The sequence below is a fragment of the Streptomyces griseofuscus genome (assembly GCF_014673495.1).
In the GTDB taxonomy this organism is placed as follows: domain Bacteria; phylum Actinomycetota; class Actinomycetes; order Streptomycetales; family Streptomycetaceae; genus Streptomyces; species Streptomyces murinus.
On sequence record NZ_CP051006.1, the window covers coordinates 8,582,909 to 8,598,016 of the forward strand.

Sequence of the window (15,108 nt, forward strand, 5' to 3'; positions counted from 1 at the left end):
CACCGTCCTCCTCGTGGCAGGCTGCGTGATCACGCTGCTCGGACTGGCCCTGAGCGTCGCCGCCATCGGCGCCGAGGCCCCGTACGCCGTCCTGCTGCCCTGCGTGGTTTTCGCAGGCCTCGGCATCGGTCTCGTGTTCACCCCCCTCTTCGCCTGCGCGACCGCCGGCGTCATCCCCCAGCACGCCGGCGCGGCGGCAGGCGCCGTCATCGCGGCCCAGAACATCGGCGTGGGCATCGGCACCGCGGTGTACAGCGGCCTCAACGGGCCTCCTTGGTGGGCAGTTCTCTGCCTTTTCCTCCTCGCAGGCCTGACGGCAGGCTGGACAAAGAGGACCGGTACGTCCGATTCCCTTGTACCGTCTGGAGGTTGGCTCGCACCGTCACGGCCTTCCGGGTGCTGCTCCGTGACACTGGTCCGGTGATCAGGAGGCCACCGTCAGCACGATCTTGCCTTGGATGTGTCCCTGCGCAGCTCGCGTGTGCGCGCGTTCCGCCTCGGACAGCGGGTAGGTGCTGTCCACCCCGGTCCGCAGCCTGCCCTCGTCGAACAGGCGCCCGATCTCGGCGAGCTGGGGGCCGTTGGAACGCACCTGGATGTTCGAGACGTCGATCCCCAGACGCGCCGTCTCTTCTGGGGCGAACTGTGCGAAGAACACCGGAAGCATGGTGCCGCCGCGCTTGAGCACGGTCAGGAAGCGGGAGCTGGCAGGGCCGCCGACGGTGTCGACCACCAGGTCGACGCCGCTGACCACGTCCTCGGCCCGCGTCGTGGTGTAGTCGATGAACTCATCGGCGCCGAGCTCGCGCAGGAACTGCTCGTGCCGGCCCGAGGCCACCGCGATGACGTGTGCCTGCTTCCATTTCGCCAGTTGCACCGCGAAGTGGCCCACTCCACCGGCGGCCCCGTTGACCAGCACGGTCATCCCCGGCTTGATCGGCACCGGCTGGTGCACCCGGCCGGTGAAGGGAGACGGCAGGTCGTGGCCGAGATCAATCAGGTACTGCCACGCAGTCAGCACGGCCATCGGCGCCCCGGCCGCCTGCACGTGGTCGATACCGGCCGGCTTGCGCGCCAGGTCAGAAGCCGGCGCGGCCACGTACTGGGCGTACGCCCGGCCGCCGAATCCGGGGAACCGCAGCATGCCGAAGACCTCGTCACCGACGGCGAACCCCGGTACGTCCGGAGCGACCGCCTCAACCACGCCCGACATGTCCGACCCAGGGACAAGGGGGAACTCCAGTGCCGGCCTCATCTCGGCAGGCATGACCTTCATCCCCTCACGCAGGTACCAGTCCGGCGGGTTGATACCCGCCGCGTGCACCCGGACGAGCACTTCGCCCGGCCCGATCTCGGGAACCGACACCTCGTCGTACCGCAGAACCTCCGGGCCGCCCGCTTTGTGGATCTGGATCGCCTTCATCGCGCCTGCCGCTCTCTCGTGGAAACGTTGCTCGTTCAGTCAAGGCCCAGGACGCCACGCCCGTCCAAGACCGGTTCGGCAACCGGATCATTCCGAAACGGCATGACGCGTATCCTGGACGGGTGAACGACCTCGGACAGGATCTGGAACTGCGGCTCGTGCGCTACTTCACCGTGGTGGCGGCGCACCAGCACTTCGGCCGGGCCGCCGCCGACCTGCACGTGGCCCAGTCGGCGCTGAGCCGTCAGATCCAACGGCTCGAGAAATATCTCGGCACACGGCTGCTGGACCGCACCCCTCAGGGCGCCCGGCTCACTGCGGCCGGCCAGACGTTCCTCCCTCGGGCCGAAGCCCTGCTGCGGGCCGCCCGCCAGGCCGAGCTGGCCGTACGTGCACAAGCCCAGAGCGATCGAATCGCCATCGGCTACGTCGAAGACCTGGTGATCACTTCTGCCGTGCGGGAACTGCGCCGTCGTTACCCCGATGCCGAGATCACCACCCGGCATCTGAGCTGCCGCGACGTCGGGGCGCTGTCCGACAAGCGCGTCGACGCCCTGATCGCGCGGGCCCCGCTGCCGCTCGCCGACGACGACGTGACCACCACCGTCCTGTACGAGGAGCCCCGGGTGCTCGTGGTCCCGCGCGGCCATCCCCTGGCCGACCGCGCGTCGGTGACCGCGGAGGAACTGGCCGGCGAAGAGGCGATGCCGTGCGCGTTCGAGACCGCGGACTGGACTTCCTACCGGGTCCTTGGGGGTGACGTGCCAACGGTCGAGAGCTACGAGGACAAGCTCGAACTCGTCGCGAGCGGCAGGGCGATCGCTGTGCTACCGGTCGGCGATCGGCGTAGCTCGCTGCGTCCCGACCTCCTCACCGTCCCGGTCGAGGGCGCGCCCCCCAGCCGAGTTGTCATGGTCAGCCGCAAGGGGGACCCGAACCCGATGATCAGGAATATCCGCCTGGCTGCCAAGGCCGTGCTGACCGCCCCGGCATCCTGAGCAGGACCGGGTCGGGCGCATCGCCAGGCGGAGATGTTCGATCGATGAGACTCCGGCTCCGCCCTTGAGATCGCGGACGCAGGCGGGGACGTTCTCGGTGCGGTGGTCGACCGGCGCCACTCCCTGTGCGCGCAGGGCGGCGTGGTGGCGTGCGGACGCGGTGCCGATCACCTCGCGCCGGCGACTTGGGCGAGCTGGACCAGGACCGAGCCGGCCCCTCCGTTTGCGCGTGCGCCAGGACCGTCCGCCCGGCACGGACGCGGGACTTGCGGTGCAGCATCTGCCAGGCCGTGATGGCGTCGATCACCACGGTCTCCGCCTCCGCCGCACCGACCCCGTCAACCAGGCCGGCGGCGTCGACGAGCACCGCAGAGCACACTGTCCACGAGCCCAAGCCCCGCCACTCCCTCCTCACCCACAGCCACGCCGCTCCTATCGACGCCGGACGGGCGAGCCTCCTCACCTGCACAGCACCCGAGGAGAAGCCCGGACAAGCGCTGACAGGAGCTCGTGGTCCGGGCGCTCGGATGGCCGTCGAGCCCTTCACGGTTTCCTGGCGGGCGGCGACGCGTGGGCGATTTCCACCTCGGCGGACTTGAGGCCGACCGCTGTCAGGCACTGACGGGCGCAGGAACTCCTGCGGGTGAGCCACGAGGCGCCACCGGCTCGTTGCCTGGAGTCGGGCTCGTTTGGGACGCGGGATGGCGCTGGGTCTTCAGGCGGCTGTGGATCTCCTACCAGTAGTGGCGTCGGCCGCCGACGGCGTGGCCGATGGAGCCGAGGATGAACAGGATGAGTCCGATGGCGAGCAAGATGATGCCGATCGTCCAGAGGATGCCGATGTGCAGGACGAATCCGACGATGAGCAGGATGACGCCGAGTGCGATCATGGCGCTCTTCTTTCTCTCCGGCCCGCGTGCCGGCCGCTGACGACAGGTGCGGGCGTGCGGCCGTCGCTGGGCTGTGTCCCGGTCACGGTTTCGGCGGGCGGGTTTTCAGGTGGAGAGCAGGCGGTTGAAGAACGAGCGGTAGTGGCGCAGGGCGGTGCGCAGGGCTTCGGTGTCGGCCTGTCCGCCGTGGCTCCACTGTTCTTCGAGGGTCCTCTTGTGCTCGTCGAATGTCGTGGCGAGCGTCTGCATGACGTTGGCGACCAGGCTGTCCGCGGCCTGGACTGCTTCCCGCGGGTCGTCGACGAAGGCGTTCTGGATCTTTTCCCAGCGTTCGCGCAGGCCCTCCTGGTCCTGGTCCGTCAGCAACTGCGGCGTCGCGTCCGCATCGTGGCTCGGGGCTCCCGCCGCCTCGTTTGCCGCAGTGGTGGGCGTGCTGTGGGTGGCGGTGTCGTCCGTCGCGTCCGCGACTTCGCCGCCCTCGCCAGGGTAGACCGGGGCGTTCGGTTCCGCGTCGGTCTCATGGGGCTTGGCGAGGTCCTCCGTGGACAGGCCGGTGGCGGGCGAGCGGGGTACGTCGTCGCGTTGCATGTCTCCTCCGTGTCGGTGTCGCGGCGGTTCAGGCCGGAGCGTGGCGGCTCTGGCCATCGTCGGAGAGAAGGTCGTCGAACAGTGCCCGGTAGTGCACCATGGCGCTGCGCAGCTGCTCCGTGGTGGCCTTGTGGCTGACGCTGAGCGCGTCGATCTCGTGGGCGCTGCGGTAGTGGTCAAGGGTGCGGCTGTGCTCCACGGAGAGATCCTTCAGCTGCTGGTCGTAGCTGTCGGTGGGGTAGCCGCGGTCGTGCATCAATGAGGTCACCAGCCGGTCAGCGTCATGTACGGCGTCTTGCGGCCGGTCCACGAACTCGTGCTGTACGTTGTCCCAGTCCCGGCTGTAGCGGTCGCGCAAGCGGTCGGGCAGGGGCTTGATGTCGAGCTTGTCGTGTCGCTTCTCGCGTGCGCTGAGCTCACGCTCGGCGGCGAGCCGGCTGTCGGCGTCTTGGACGGTGCGTTCGTACTCCGGGCCGTAGCGCTTTTGCAGGGACCGATGCCGTGTGAAGAGTGCGAAACCCGCGGCGAGCAAGAGGACCACAACCGCGACGGGAATGACGATCGCCAGAAGCGTGCCGGTGGACATCGCACCCACCTCCTACTGAATGTTCTATATCCCCATATTCCCATTTTGTACGAGTCAATCCCATGGGGAAGACCGGTTCTTGCCCGAGCGTGCGGGTCTCCGTCGACGCGGGAACCGGCTCGTGGCAGTGGCGGCCTCGCGGCCCCCGCATCCGGCACCACGGATGCGGGGGCAAAACGGTCGTGGCCGACCCGGACCCCGACGATGGCACCGCTACTCGTGGGGTGTCCGCAATTCGTGACGTAGACGAGGCGCCCCGGGCCCGGGCACGGACAGGGTGGGGCGGCTGGGGGGGAAGGAGACAGGGCCCCAGGTGAAGAGGATGCGAGCGCGTGCAGAAGACCAGGTATTGCGGCCGGTGGGTCCGGTGACGTCCCCACCTGCCACATACCCAGTAACCCGGTGTTGAGTAGACGCCGAGGCCGGAGCCTTGCGCTGGAGGAGTCGCACAGGACCCTGCCCTTTCAGCGAAGGAGAGAGCCGGTTCTGTCGGGCAGTCGACGTGCCACCAGCAGGATCGAGGACGCCGCACCCGTCTTCCTGGGAGTGTTAGTCGCAGAGGGCTTGGTGGAGGGTTTCGCGGCAGTCGATGACGGCGTCGACGCCGACGATGCGCAGGGTGCGCATCACGGCGTCGCCAACAGCGGCCAGGCGCAGCCAGCCGCCAGCCTCGCCGAGGGTGCGGTGGGCGGTGATGAAGATGTTGATGCCGCTGGAGTCCATGAACGTGACCTGGGCCAGGTCGACGATGATTCGGGGCTCGGGCCCGCCGGAAGCGTCCAGAGCCGCGCGGAGTGCGTCGCCGGTGTGGTGGTCGATCTCTCCTGCCAGGGACACCACGCGGATGCCGTCGGTCAAGGTGTGGACGACCGTCAGTTGTCCGACCTGTGCAGCGTGTTCGGGTCCTGTCATCTCGTCTTGCTCAGCCATGCCGGTGATCCTGGCATATGCCACGCCCCGGCCGCAGCGGTGCCCTGCGTGGTGCAGATGACACGAGCGAGTGGCGGAGTCACAGCACTTGTCAGGCGTGATCCGCAGATGCGGGCCCGCCGTGCATTGTGGACGGGGAGTTGAGGACGGCCGTGAGGAAGGCAGACACGGCGGGGGCCGATCCTACGGGGCCGGACGGCCAGGCCATACAGACGACTGTGGCTCTGGACGGGGACGGCGCCGGTATCGCCCGGGCACGGCACATGGCCGCGGACTTGTCAGCGAGCCTGGAGCAGGCCCAGTGGACCGTGCACGCGCTGCGCGAGGACTCCCTTCCGCTGCTCGAGAGTTTGACCGCCATGATCGAGTCGTCCGGCCACCGAGAGGTGCTCGCCGTCACCGGGACCGTCCGGGAGCTGTCGGCACAGGTCACCGAGAACTTGCTGCGCATCGCGCAGGAGGCGCTGACCAACGCGGCCCGGCACGCTCCTGGGGCCGAGCTCGCGGTGGAGCCGGCGTTCGACGCCACCTCGACCAGGTTTGCCATCCGCAAGGGGCCTGCGACCGGTGAGGCGGCCGCAGGGGTCGGCAGCGGTATGGGACTGATAGGAATGCGCGAACGCGTCGTCCTGCTGGGTGGCGCCCTCACCGCGGGTCCGCTCACCGAGGGACCGGACCGAGCCGGCTGGCAGGTGGAGGCAGTGATCCGAGGATGACGGCGAACGGATCGGCCCAGGAGCCGCGGAACCCGCAGGATCCGCTGACCGAGCGCCCGTTGAAGGTGATCGTCGCCGACGACCAGGCCACCGTCCGAGAGCCCTTGGCCGCCGTGCTCGGCATGACCGAGGACATCGACATCGTGGCCGCCGCCGCGGACGGTACCGAGGTGCTGGCCACGGTGGCCGCCACACCGGTCGACGTCGTCCTGATGGACCTGCGCATGCCGGTGATGGACGGTACCGAGGCCACCCGCCGGCTGAGCGAGGAGTACCCGGGAACGGCCGTGGTCGTGCTGACCACCTTCGCCGACGACGACTCGATCCTGGCCGCCCTGAGCGCCGGCGCCCGTGGCTATCTGACGAAGAACGCGAGGCGGCAGGACATCGTCCGCGCGATCCGGGCCGCCGCCGCGGGACAGTCCGTACTCGATTACGAGGTGCAAAACCGCCTCCTGGCCACCGTCCGCACGCGTCCGTCGGCCGACGCACAACCGCTTCCCCGCGACCTCACCCGCCGCGAACGCGAGGTGCTCACCCTTATCGGCCAGGGCCTGCCCAACCGGGCCATCGCCGAGAAACTCTTCATCAGCGAGGCCACGGTCACGACCCACATCAACAACCTGTTCGCCAAGGCGGGCATCCAGGACCGGGCCGACGCCGTCCGCCGCGCCATCGCGGCCGGTCTGGCGTGACCCTGGCCCCGGTCGGGCGGTCAGGCCGTCCCGTCAATCAGCGCCGAGCATCGTCTACGGGAGCTGACGGGCTGTGGTGCTCTGGGCGCGGTTCTGGCTGACGGTCCGGCCGCCGGGCCTTGGCGGCGCCGATTCGGGCGGTGCCGGGCACGCGGTGACTTTGAGTGCTCCGCCCCCGTGAGCACTACCAGAGTCGACATGGTGACGATAAAAATCGACACCGTGTAGACGCTCTGATGAACAAGCGGTCTGGCTCCTCGCGTGACCTCGCTGGAGGAGCAGTGCAAAAGCAGAACTGGCTCGTCACCGGCGTCAGCACGGGCCTCGGACGTGCCTTCGCCGAGGCCGCTCTGGCCGCAGGTCATACCGTCGTCGGCACCGTCCGCTCCGAGGAGGACCTGCGGGCCTTCGAAGAACTCAGGCCCGGTATCGCTCAGGGTCGCCTGCTGGACGTGACGGACGATGACGCCGTCCCCGGTGCTGTCGCGGAGGTGGAGCAGACGCGATCACGATCTGGTCCTTTTGAGACGTTCCGTGACGAGCTCCGGCCGCCAGACCTGTCGACGCCGATGATTCCCGGCCTGTGCGGAAGTCTGTCCTTCAGTCTTCTGGAAGGCGGACCTTGTGACGACCCTGCACGACTTGCTCGGAGCCCATGTCGGTGCCGGTACGCTGCCGGGAGCGGTTGGCCTCGTTGCCCGGGGTGACCAGGTCGAGGTGGCGGCCGTCGGCGCACAGGACGTCGGCGACGGCGCCCCGATGGCGAGGGACTCCATCTTCCGGGTCGCCTCGATCACCAAGTCCGTCACCGCCGCCGCACTGCTGACCCTCGTGGAAGAGGGCACGATCGCACTCGACGACCCGATCGGGACGTGGCTGCCGGAGCTGGGGAAGCCGATGGTCGTACGCACGCCGGCGAGCCTGGTGGACGACGTGGTGCCGGCCGACCGGCCCATCACCGTATTCGACGTGCTGGCCTCCCAGGCCGGGTACGGAATTCCCCTCCGACTTCACACTGCCGGCGGTGCAGGAGTTGTTCACGGTGCAGAAGGACGGTCGGATGCCGAGCAACTTCCCGCCGGCCGACGAGTGGATGGCGGCGCTCGGCCGCATCCCGCTGCTGTACCAGCCGGGCGCCGCCTGGCTGTACGACACCTGCTCCGTCCTGCAGGGCGTGCTGATTTCGCGGGTCACCGGACAGCCGCTGCCGCAGTTCCTGACGGAGCGGACCTTCGGGCCGCTGGGCATGGTGGACACCGGCTTCGAGGTGCCGGCCGCCAAGCGGGATCGGTTCACCAGCTTCTACAGGCCAGGCGACGACGGCAGCCTGGAGCTCGCCGACGGCCCGGACGGTGAATGGAGTAGGCCGCCCGCGCTACCGCTCGGCAATGGCGGGCTGGCCTCGACCGCCGACGACTGGCTGGCCTTCTGCCGGATGCTGCTGGCCGGCGGGGTGGCGGCCGATGGCCGCCGGGTGCTGTCGGCCGACTCCGTACGCATGATGATCACCGACCACACGAATCCGGCGCAGCGCGACACCGGCCGACTGTTCCTGGAGGGCCAGGGCCAGGGCTGGGGCTTCGGCGGCTCGGTTGACATCGACCGGACCAACCCGTGGAATGTGCCCGGCCGTTACGGCTGGGTCGGCGGCACGGGCACAGCGGCGCACGTCATCCCGGCCGCGGGTGTGGTCACCATCCTGCTGACTCAGGTAGCAGCGACGGGTCCCGTGCCGGCAGCCGTGATCAGGGACTTCTGGCGGTACGCGGCGGACGCCTGACACACGCATCCCAAGCCCGTCACCTCACGGTGGCCCAGCTGACTGGGTGGGCAAATCGGACCACGACGCATGACTGTTCAAGCCCGCAAAGCGATCTTGCCGAGGCGTCCCGGTCGAGCGTGACTGCTGTGACGATCTGATCGTTCGGCGGGGGTGACGCTCGTTCGTGGATCGTGGACGATGGCTTGTGGGTGCTGATCGAACCGCTGCTGCCGTCCTGGCCGAGGCGGCCCAGGGCCGAGGCCAGTGGGTGATCGACTCTTTCCACAGGGCCTCCTCTACGTCCTGCACCAGGACGTCGCCTGGCAACTCGCGGACGGGACTGACACAGGAGGCCGGAAAATGAGCAGCTGTCAGGCTACGGTTCCAATTCCAGGCAGAGCCCTACTTGGTGACCGCCGGCCCGGCCCTGGAAAGGCGTCAGTACGCTGCTTCCATCAGTGGTGACCGGTACGCCGGTGGTGGACAGGGCGGCATATGCCTGGGCAAGCTGCTATGCCTTGACGACACACTGCTCAGTGTGGCCGACGACTCAAGAGAGGACGGCAATGTGGGTTGCGACGGCATACATGGAGAACCCGGCAGTGAAGGGGGTAGTGATCGTTACTCTGCTGCTCGCACTCTTGACCATATTTGGCATTGCGCTGGTAGGCCCGAAGACCACCCCTGAAGAGGCCCGACGCAGAAAGGCACTGGAGGAGAGATGGGAGGCCGAGGCCAGGCAGGAGGAAGAGGAGCGCAAAGCCAGGGCAGAGCGGGAGGAAGAGGAGCGGGAGGCCATGGCCAGGCGAGCTGAAGCCAGGGCCGCGCAAGAGGAAGCCGCGCTCAAGCAAGCGATGGCCAGTGCCAAGCAGGAGCAAGAGCGACAAAGGGAGCGCCGCCGCGAAGAACGGCGGAAAACGGACGAGTTGTGGGCTAATCCAAGACTACGAGAAGAGATCCGGGAACAATACCTGAGGTGGCTCCTCGGCGGCGGCGGGTCAGCTCCCATGCGGTTCCGTGGGGCGAAGCTCCCGCGGGCAGCCATGAATCGGGTCCACACCTGGGCAGTACACGAGGGCTACGCTGTCGACGACGGACGACGCCGACGGCTCACCGACCGCGGGAAGCGCATCTTCGAAGAGTACGGGGGAGACAGGAAACGCATGAGCGACGCAGAGAAGAAGCGCCATCAGCCAAGTATCAAGATCGACGCGCGTGGCGCCGGCACTGTAGCCCACACGATCAACGGGGGCGTCCGAAATACCACCGTCAACAACGCGGCACCGGGCGCGCAGGCCTCCGGGGAAGTGGATCTGGCAGCTGCGCTGGAGTTGATTGCACAGTTACGCCGGGCGCTTTCCGGTGCTCACGACCTCCCGCAGTGGACTCGGGAACGTGCCGCGGCTGAACTCGGCGTGGTAGACGCTGAACTGCGAGCGCCGGATGAACAGCGAGAACCAGAACGTATCCGGTCAGCTCTGGAGAAACTTCGTACTACATTTGTCGGCGTGGACGGACTCGTTCAGGTGGTGAACCAGCTCTGGGGCCACGTCCATGTGTGGTTCTCCTTCTGAGGACGGTCAGCCTCGATCTTTCATGACGGTCCGTCGGGTTACCTGGCGGGCCGTTGCGGTCGTCCCGGCGGGTCACGGGCAGGGCCATTGCCCGGCTGCCGCGTCGGGTTCCACGGCTCCGGAGTGAATGGGATCGTAGGGGTAGGGCGTTCTTGCTGGTCAGCCGGGGTTGGGTAGGGCGGTGAGGCTTCCCAGGGCCTCCGTGATCACGTCGGTGAAGGGCCAGTGTTTCGCTAGACGGAGGATGCGGCGACGGCCGGTGGTGACGAGCTCAGCGGTGGCGGAGAACAACCGCAGGCGGAGCCCCGTCGGGGCTCCCAGAGCTGGGCGGTGCCAGCAAGGGTGCGAGCATCGGCATCCAGGCCAGCAGGTCGAGCGTGATCTGGACGATCTCCAGCCAGACCTGGTTCTGCGCTGCGTCGTGCAGAGGCAGAGTGGTAAGGCCGGTGGCTCGCGCGGCGCGGATGCGGTCCTCGGCTCTGGTCCGCTGGCGGGGCCGCAGCTCCAGTGCGGCGATCGGGGTGTGCTGGGTGTTGGTGGCGAAGCAGGTCAGGCGCATCACTTCGGCATCGGTGAAGTGTGGGCGTCCCTTGCGGACGATCATCCGTATGCCGGCGGCCAGCTCTTGAGACAGTCGCCCTCGATTTCGGCGCCCCAGGTGCTGTCGCGGGTCTCGCCGTCCGGTCAGACCGCCGGCGTCCACGCGCCGGCCGGGACCTTCAGGCCGGCGGCGTGCATAGGATCGGTGATGGCCATGCCGACCGAGTACGACAGCCACTGTCCGCGCTTGGCGAGCCAGGCCACGAACTCGTGGGTGCCGCCGCCGGAATCGCAGCGATGAGTGTGCGCCGGCCGTGTCGATGGCGTTTGGGCAGCTGAGCGATTGCGAGCCGGGCGGCTTCAATGTGGTCGGCGGCGTTGTTGGAGCCTGCCCGCGTGGCCTGGTTGCAGCAGGTCCACGACCGGCTCGCCGGACCCTCCGCGGCCGTGGTCGACGAACCCCATCAGCGGGTGGTGGCCGAACGTCTTCTTCCAGGTTGCGGCGGAGTCCTGCTTCTCGGAGTGCGCCAGGAGGAGCACGCCGTCAAGGCCCCCGGTCACCCGCCCGCCGGCGTCCGGTGCCGCTTCACCGGCCAACTGCCAGATAGGTTCGCGTACTTCGACGCGGGCGGCGCGGATCGCAGCCAGGGCACGCTTGTCGTTGGCCGTCCGCTGCGAGGGTGCCGATGAGCCGGGAGACGGTCGGGCCGGAGGCCACCGGCCCGAACAGGGCCGGCTCGGCCCGCAGGTGGCCACATCGGCCAGGCAGTCCCCGCCCAAGGCAACGGCGAGGGCCACATCCAGCAGGATCTTGCCCGGATCACGCACTGCCCGGGCCTTCCGCCACGGTGCCGGCGCCGACCGGCGATCCGCTCCCGGCGCGGACCGCGCCGCAGGAAACCAGGTCGGCTCCGGGCGGACAAGGCATACCACGCTGCCGCTCATCTGGCCTGGCTGCGGGAGCGAGGCATTGTTCCGCGCATCGCCCGGCCCGGCATCGAGTCCGGTGAACGCCTCGGCCGCCACCGCTGGAAGTTTGAGAGGTCGATCGCCTGGCCGCCCTGACCTGCTACAAGAAGCTCGCGAAACCCGCCGCGTGAGACAACCTCTGAGACTCGTTCGTCCGTCAGCAGCTCTCGGTCGACATCCGGGCAGCACGCGCATACGGAAAAGCGTCGCTGCCTACCCAACCGGTGTCACTCACAGCCACGCGATCACGGAAATTGAGCCAGAGCCCAAACTCATGAGCAAAGCCAGCTGGACGTGTTCGGGAGTACGGATGCTGCGTGTGCGCCGGGCCAGAGCGATCCACGGGAAGGCAAGCGGGCTGTCCTGCTGGCCCCCGGAGCCTGCGAGGCGCGGACGCGGACCAACGCGAGCGGCTGGAACGGTTGGTGGGCCGGCTCGACCTGACGAGTGTGACGCGGCACAGGTCCGGAACATCTTGCAGGCCTCGGGAGCCCGTGAGGAGACGGAAAGAATGATCGCCCTTCCAGGGCGACCCAGTACAGCTTCGGATGGCACAGGCAGCGACAAACACACAAGCTCTATGGTCGCCGGTGTACGGCGGTGCGTTGGACAGCGCCTGAGTAGGAAGACGAAACATGAGCCATGAGATCCTTCAGCGTGCAAGCAAATGCGAGCAGCGGTTCAACAAGCGCTTCGAGGAGTACTTCGATGCAGTAAGCGCATCCCTCGATGCACCGTCGTTCAGCCGGTTCGCCCCGGAGTGCCTGGAGTTGCTGAGGGAGCTGTCCCTGCGGGGCGGGAAGAGGATGCGGGTCGTTGTGCTGCACGAGGCGGCACGCCTGGTGACGGGCGAGCCCCTCGAGGCACTGGACGCCGCGGCCCTGAGCATCGAGCTGCTCCAGACCCACGGCCTGGTGCATGACGACCTCATCGACGACAGCCGCACCCGCCGCGGCGGCCTGTCCACCTACTACGCCTATCGCGAGCGGTTTCCCAGCCGCCCGCAGACCGCGCTCGGCCTGACCGTGCTCGCAGGCGATCTCGCTCTCGCCCTGTCGCTACAGGCGCTGCTAGAGGCGAAGGCACCGGCCGCGGTGCGTCAGGCCATGGTCGAGGTACAGACCCGGACGGCGGCCGACACGTTCGTGGGCCAGATCATCGACGTGGAGCGCGACTTCACCGATGCAGCCGACACCGAAATGCTGCACTGCGTGGCCGACTACAAGTCAGCCCGATACTCGATCCTCGCACCCCTGCAGCTGGGCCTCCTGGCCGCGGGCGAGCATCCGGCGCACGCGGAGAAAGAACTGCGCGAGTACGCGCGGCTGGTCGGGATCAGCGGACAGATGCGCGACGACTACCTGGACCTGTTCGGAGACGCGGCCGTCATGGGAAAGCCATGCGGCACCGATCTGCGTGACGGCAAGCACAGCTATACCGTCCGTGCCCTGCTGGCGGTTGTCGACGACGATGAGCGTCGCGTGGTACAGGCCGCGCTCGGCGACCCGTCCTGCACACTGGAAACCATTGCCGCTGTCCGGGAGATCGGGGAGCGCCGCGGTGTGCCGGACAGCATGCGGGCGGACATGCGCCGCTATGCGCGGCAGGCCTCCGCAGTGGCCGCCGGCTGGCGTCCGCGGTGGCGGGAGGAAGCGGTCACCTCTTTCGAGCTGCTGCCGCTGTGGAGCGTTGAACGCACCATGTGATCACTGCACGCAGGGCAGGTGTGGCGGTGTGCTCTGAGCGGGCGTGATGCCAGAGGTCGATGACAGTCCGGGGCGGCCCCGCGGCGATCGCCGCGGGAGCCGTTCGCATAGCCACGGGTCGTTTGTCGCGGAGCCAGACGGCATCGGCGGGAGCGTGTGGGCGGGCCGGGCGATCACGGTGGGGGAGGGGGCCGGCAACGGAGTCAGCGTGATCTGAGGTTAGATCGCGCTCCGGGCTCACGGAGGGCCGGTTCCGCGGTCCGGGCGAGGAGAAAGGCACCTGTCGGCCGAAGTGGCCGTACTACCAGACGGGTTGACGGCCGTCGGCCTACGATCGCGTCATGACGATCGCCCGGCAAGCCCCCGCCAGGCTGCGGTCCTTGTCGCTGGAGAGCACCGGCCGCTGCCAACTCTCCTGCCCGTCGCTGTGCTACACCGGCTCGGGGCCGACGCGGGGCCACGGCGTCATGAGTGACGACGACTGGTTGCGCACCATCGACCAGGCCGTCGCCCTCGGCGCCGAGGAGGTCCAGCTGATCGGCGGCGAGCCGACGCTCCACCCGGCCTTCACCCCGATCGCCCAGCACGCACTGGACGCGGGCCTGCGGGTCCGGGTCTACAGCCATGCTGCCCGCGCTGGTCGTGAAGCTGTACCAGCATGCCTCGCGCACTGGCCCCCGAGGGGATCGATGCCGCCCTGGACTTCATCGGCGGCGACGCCCTGGAAGTCTTTCTGACCCTGCTCGACCGCCCGGAACGGCTGGCCTCCATCGTCGAAGCCGACGCCGCCGTCCGAGGCGGCCACTACGTCTGGGTCCGTCCTGACAGCGCGCCTCTGACCGAACTGGGCCGCCTGGTCGACGAAGGCCGACTGACGGTCCCCATCGCCAAGACGCTGCCGAAGCCTGGAGGCTCAGCCGCGAGGCCGCACTCGAGGGAAGCTGGTCCTCACCGTAGACCAGGGTCCGTCTTCGGACTGACCTTGCCCAGAGCGGGGAACCCCGCGAGCGCGATCGCCGCCTCATAGGAAGCGGCGGTCTCCTCGCATCTCGTCATGGTGCTGCGCAAGCCCTTGAGCCGACTGAGACAGCGCTCGCCCGTGTCGCGCCGAGGGCAGGCCTGCCGGTCGAGCCTTGTGGTCCAACGCCCCAACTGGCACGACCACCCCCGCCCGCATCGGGAGGGCTCACAAAACGCGACCGCGCAGTCGGTGCCCGCTCGGCAGCGTCGCCCGGTGTCAGGCGGGACTGAGGAGGATACGTGCGGTGACGCGCTTGCCGACCGTCTCGCGCAGCACGGTGAGATGGGCTACGGCCTTGACGACCTCCAGGCCGTGGCGGCCCACCCGTTCAGGGTCCGCATCGCTCGCCGTGGGCAGGACCGGGTCGCTGTCCCAGACTTCCACCTCGAGTGCGTCGCCGGCCACGCGCAGGCGCAGCTGGATGGGCCCCGGGGCGTACTTGCAGGCGTTCGTGACCAGCTCACTGACGACCAGTTCAGCCAGGCTCACGACGCGGCCCGGCACCCTCGACGGGTGCCTGCCTTCGGTCCGGGTGAGGAAGGCGGCGGTCCGGTGCCGTGCTTCGGCGATGCACGACCCGGCACCGGACAAGGCAAATGACGCCTCGTCGTCCGGTCCGTCGCAACGATCGCCCCTCGTATCATTGATCCGCCCAGCCATCTCGGCCCCGTCCCTCCGCACGCCACTCCCCGGCCGGGTACCACGCCCGC

12 protein-coding genes and 6 pseudogenes are annotated in these 15,108 nt (G+C 68.6%); 10 read left to right on the forward strand and 8 right to left on the reverse strand.

The features are described from left to right. Positions 1-25: 25 nt before the first annotated feature. Entirely contained in the window at positions 26-424 is a 399-nt protein-coding gene (locus HEP81_RS38510; RefSeq protein ID WP_167739879.1) for a hypothetical protein, read from the forward strand. On the opposite strand, the gene HEP81_RS38515 is transcribed toward HEP81_RS38510, so the two are convergent. Further along, on the reverse strand, positions 425-1,423 hold the full coding sequence (locus HEP81_RS38515; RefSeq protein WP_037662088.1) for an NADP-dependent oxidoreductase: 999 nt from the start codon (positions 1,421-1,423) through the stop codon (positions 425-427). It lies immediately after the preceding gene. Between the two features lie 122 nt (positions 1,424-1,545). Between HEP81_RS38515 and HEP81_RS38520 the strand changes: the two genes are divergently transcribed. Next, positions 1,546-2,421 carry a LysR family transcriptional regulator gene (locus tag HEP81_RS38520; RefSeq protein WP_037662090.1) on the forward strand — a complete coding sequence of 292 codons (876 nt, stop codon included), beginning with the start codon at positions 1,546-1,548 and terminating at the stop codon, positions 2,419-2,421. Between the two features lie 30 nt (positions 2,422-2,451). Here the strand turns inward: HEP81_RS38520 and HEP81_RS41955 are convergent. The 5 genes and pseudogenes from HEP81_RS41955 to HEP81_RS38540 form a co-directional block, all read right to left on the reverse strand. Beyond that, positions 2,452-2,815: pseudogene (locus tag HEP81_RS41955) on the reverse strand (NADPH:quinone reductase); the annotation flags it as partial. A gap of 340 nt (positions 2,816-3,155) precedes the next feature. Continuing rightward, positions 3,156-3,311, reverse strand: coding sequence for a DUF6131 family protein (locus HEP81_RS38525; RefSeq protein ID WP_167739880.1), 156 nt, complete (start codon positions 3,309-3,311; stop codon positions 3,156-3,158). A 105-nt stretch (positions 3,312-3,416) separates the two neighbouring features. Then, complete coding sequence (locus HEP81_RS38530) at positions 3,417-3,899, reverse strand: hypothetical protein (protein WP_037662092.1); 483 nt, start codon at positions 3,897-3,899, stop codon at positions 3,417-3,419. 28 nt (positions 3,900-3,927) lie between these two features. Further along, on the reverse strand, positions 3,928-4,485 hold the full coding sequence (locus tag HEP81_RS38535; RefSeq protein WP_037662093.1) for a hypothetical protein: 558 nt from the start codon (positions 4,483-4,485) through the stop codon (positions 3,928-3,930). Between the two features lie 549 nt (positions 4,486-5,034). Next, positions 5,035-5,415: an STAS domain-containing protein gene (locus HEP81_RS38540; protein WP_243279748.1), complete on the reverse strand. Its 381-nt coding sequence runs from the start codon at positions 5,413-5,415 to the stop codon at positions 5,035-5,037. Positions 5,416-5,678: 263 nt separating this feature from the next. On the opposite strand from HEP81_RS38540, the pseudogene HEP81_RS38545 reads away from it, so the two are divergent. The 5 genes and pseudogenes from HEP81_RS38545 to HEP81_RS38565 all read left to right on the forward strand — a co-directional run. Further along, a pseudogene (locus HEP81_RS38545) lies at positions 5,679-6,131 on the forward strand (sensor histidine kinase); the annotation flags it as partial. Continuing rightward, the gene (locus HEP81_RS38550; protein WP_051850572.1) at positions 6,128-6,826 is read left to right on the forward strand and encodes a response regulator transcription factor; all 699 of its coding nucleotides are present in this window, start codon (positions 6,128-6,130) and stop codon (positions 6,824-6,826) included. The pseudogene HEP81_RS38545 and the gene HEP81_RS38550, both read left to right, overlap by 4 nt. A gap of 281 nt (positions 6,827-7,107) precedes the next feature. Next, positions 7,108-7,329, forward strand: a pseudogene (locus HEP81_RS38555) (SDR family NAD(P)-dependent oxidoreductase); the annotation flags it as partial. Between the two features lie 121 nt (positions 7,330-7,450). Continuing rightward, positions 7,451-8,606: pseudogene (locus HEP81_RS38560) on the forward strand (serine hydrolase domain-containing protein). A 440-nt stretch (positions 8,607-9,046) separates the two neighbouring features. Next, positions 9,047-10,162 carry a hypothetical protein gene (locus HEP81_RS38565; RefSeq protein WP_157854586.1) on the forward strand — a complete coding sequence of 372 codons (1,116 nt, stop codon included), beginning with the start codon at positions 9,047-9,049 and terminating at the stop codon, positions 10,160-10,162. 159 nt (positions 10,163-10,321) lie between these two features. Here HEP81_RS38565 and HEP81_RS38570 read toward each other — a convergent pair. Then, positions 10,322-11,647 (reverse strand): annotated as a pseudogene (locus HEP81_RS38570) (IS1380 family transposase). Between HEP81_RS38570 and HEP81_RS41960 the strand changes: the two are divergent. The 3 genes and pseudogenes from HEP81_RS41960 to HEP81_RS38585 form a co-directional block, all read left to right on the forward strand. Continuing rightward, positions 11,564-11,758, forward strand: a pseudogene (locus HEP81_RS41960) (IS5/IS1182 family transposase); the annotation flags it as partial. The pseudogenes HEP81_RS38570 and HEP81_RS41960 overlap by 84 nt on opposite strands. A gap of 548 nt (positions 11,759-12,306) precedes the next feature. After that, positions 12,307-13,377, forward strand: coding sequence for a polyprenyl synthetase family protein (locus HEP81_RS38580; protein ID WP_037662097.1), 1,071 nt, complete (start codon positions 12,307-12,309; stop codon positions 13,375-13,377). A gap of 341 nt (positions 13,378-13,718) precedes the next feature. After that, the gene (locus tag HEP81_RS38585) at positions 13,719-14,114 is read left to right on the forward strand and encodes a radical SAM protein (RefSeq protein WP_051850573.1); all 396 of its coding nucleotides are present in this window, start codon (positions 13,719-13,721) and stop codon (positions 14,112-14,114) included. Between the two features lie 500 nt (positions 14,115-14,614). On the opposite strand, the gene HEP81_RS38590 is transcribed toward HEP81_RS38585, so the two are convergent. Then, a complete protein-coding gene (locus tag HEP81_RS38590; protein WP_051850578.1) occupies positions 14,615-15,058 on the reverse strand; it encodes an ATP-binding protein in 444 nt (147 codons plus the stop codon). Between the last annotated feature and the right edge of the window lie 50 nt (positions 15,059-15,108).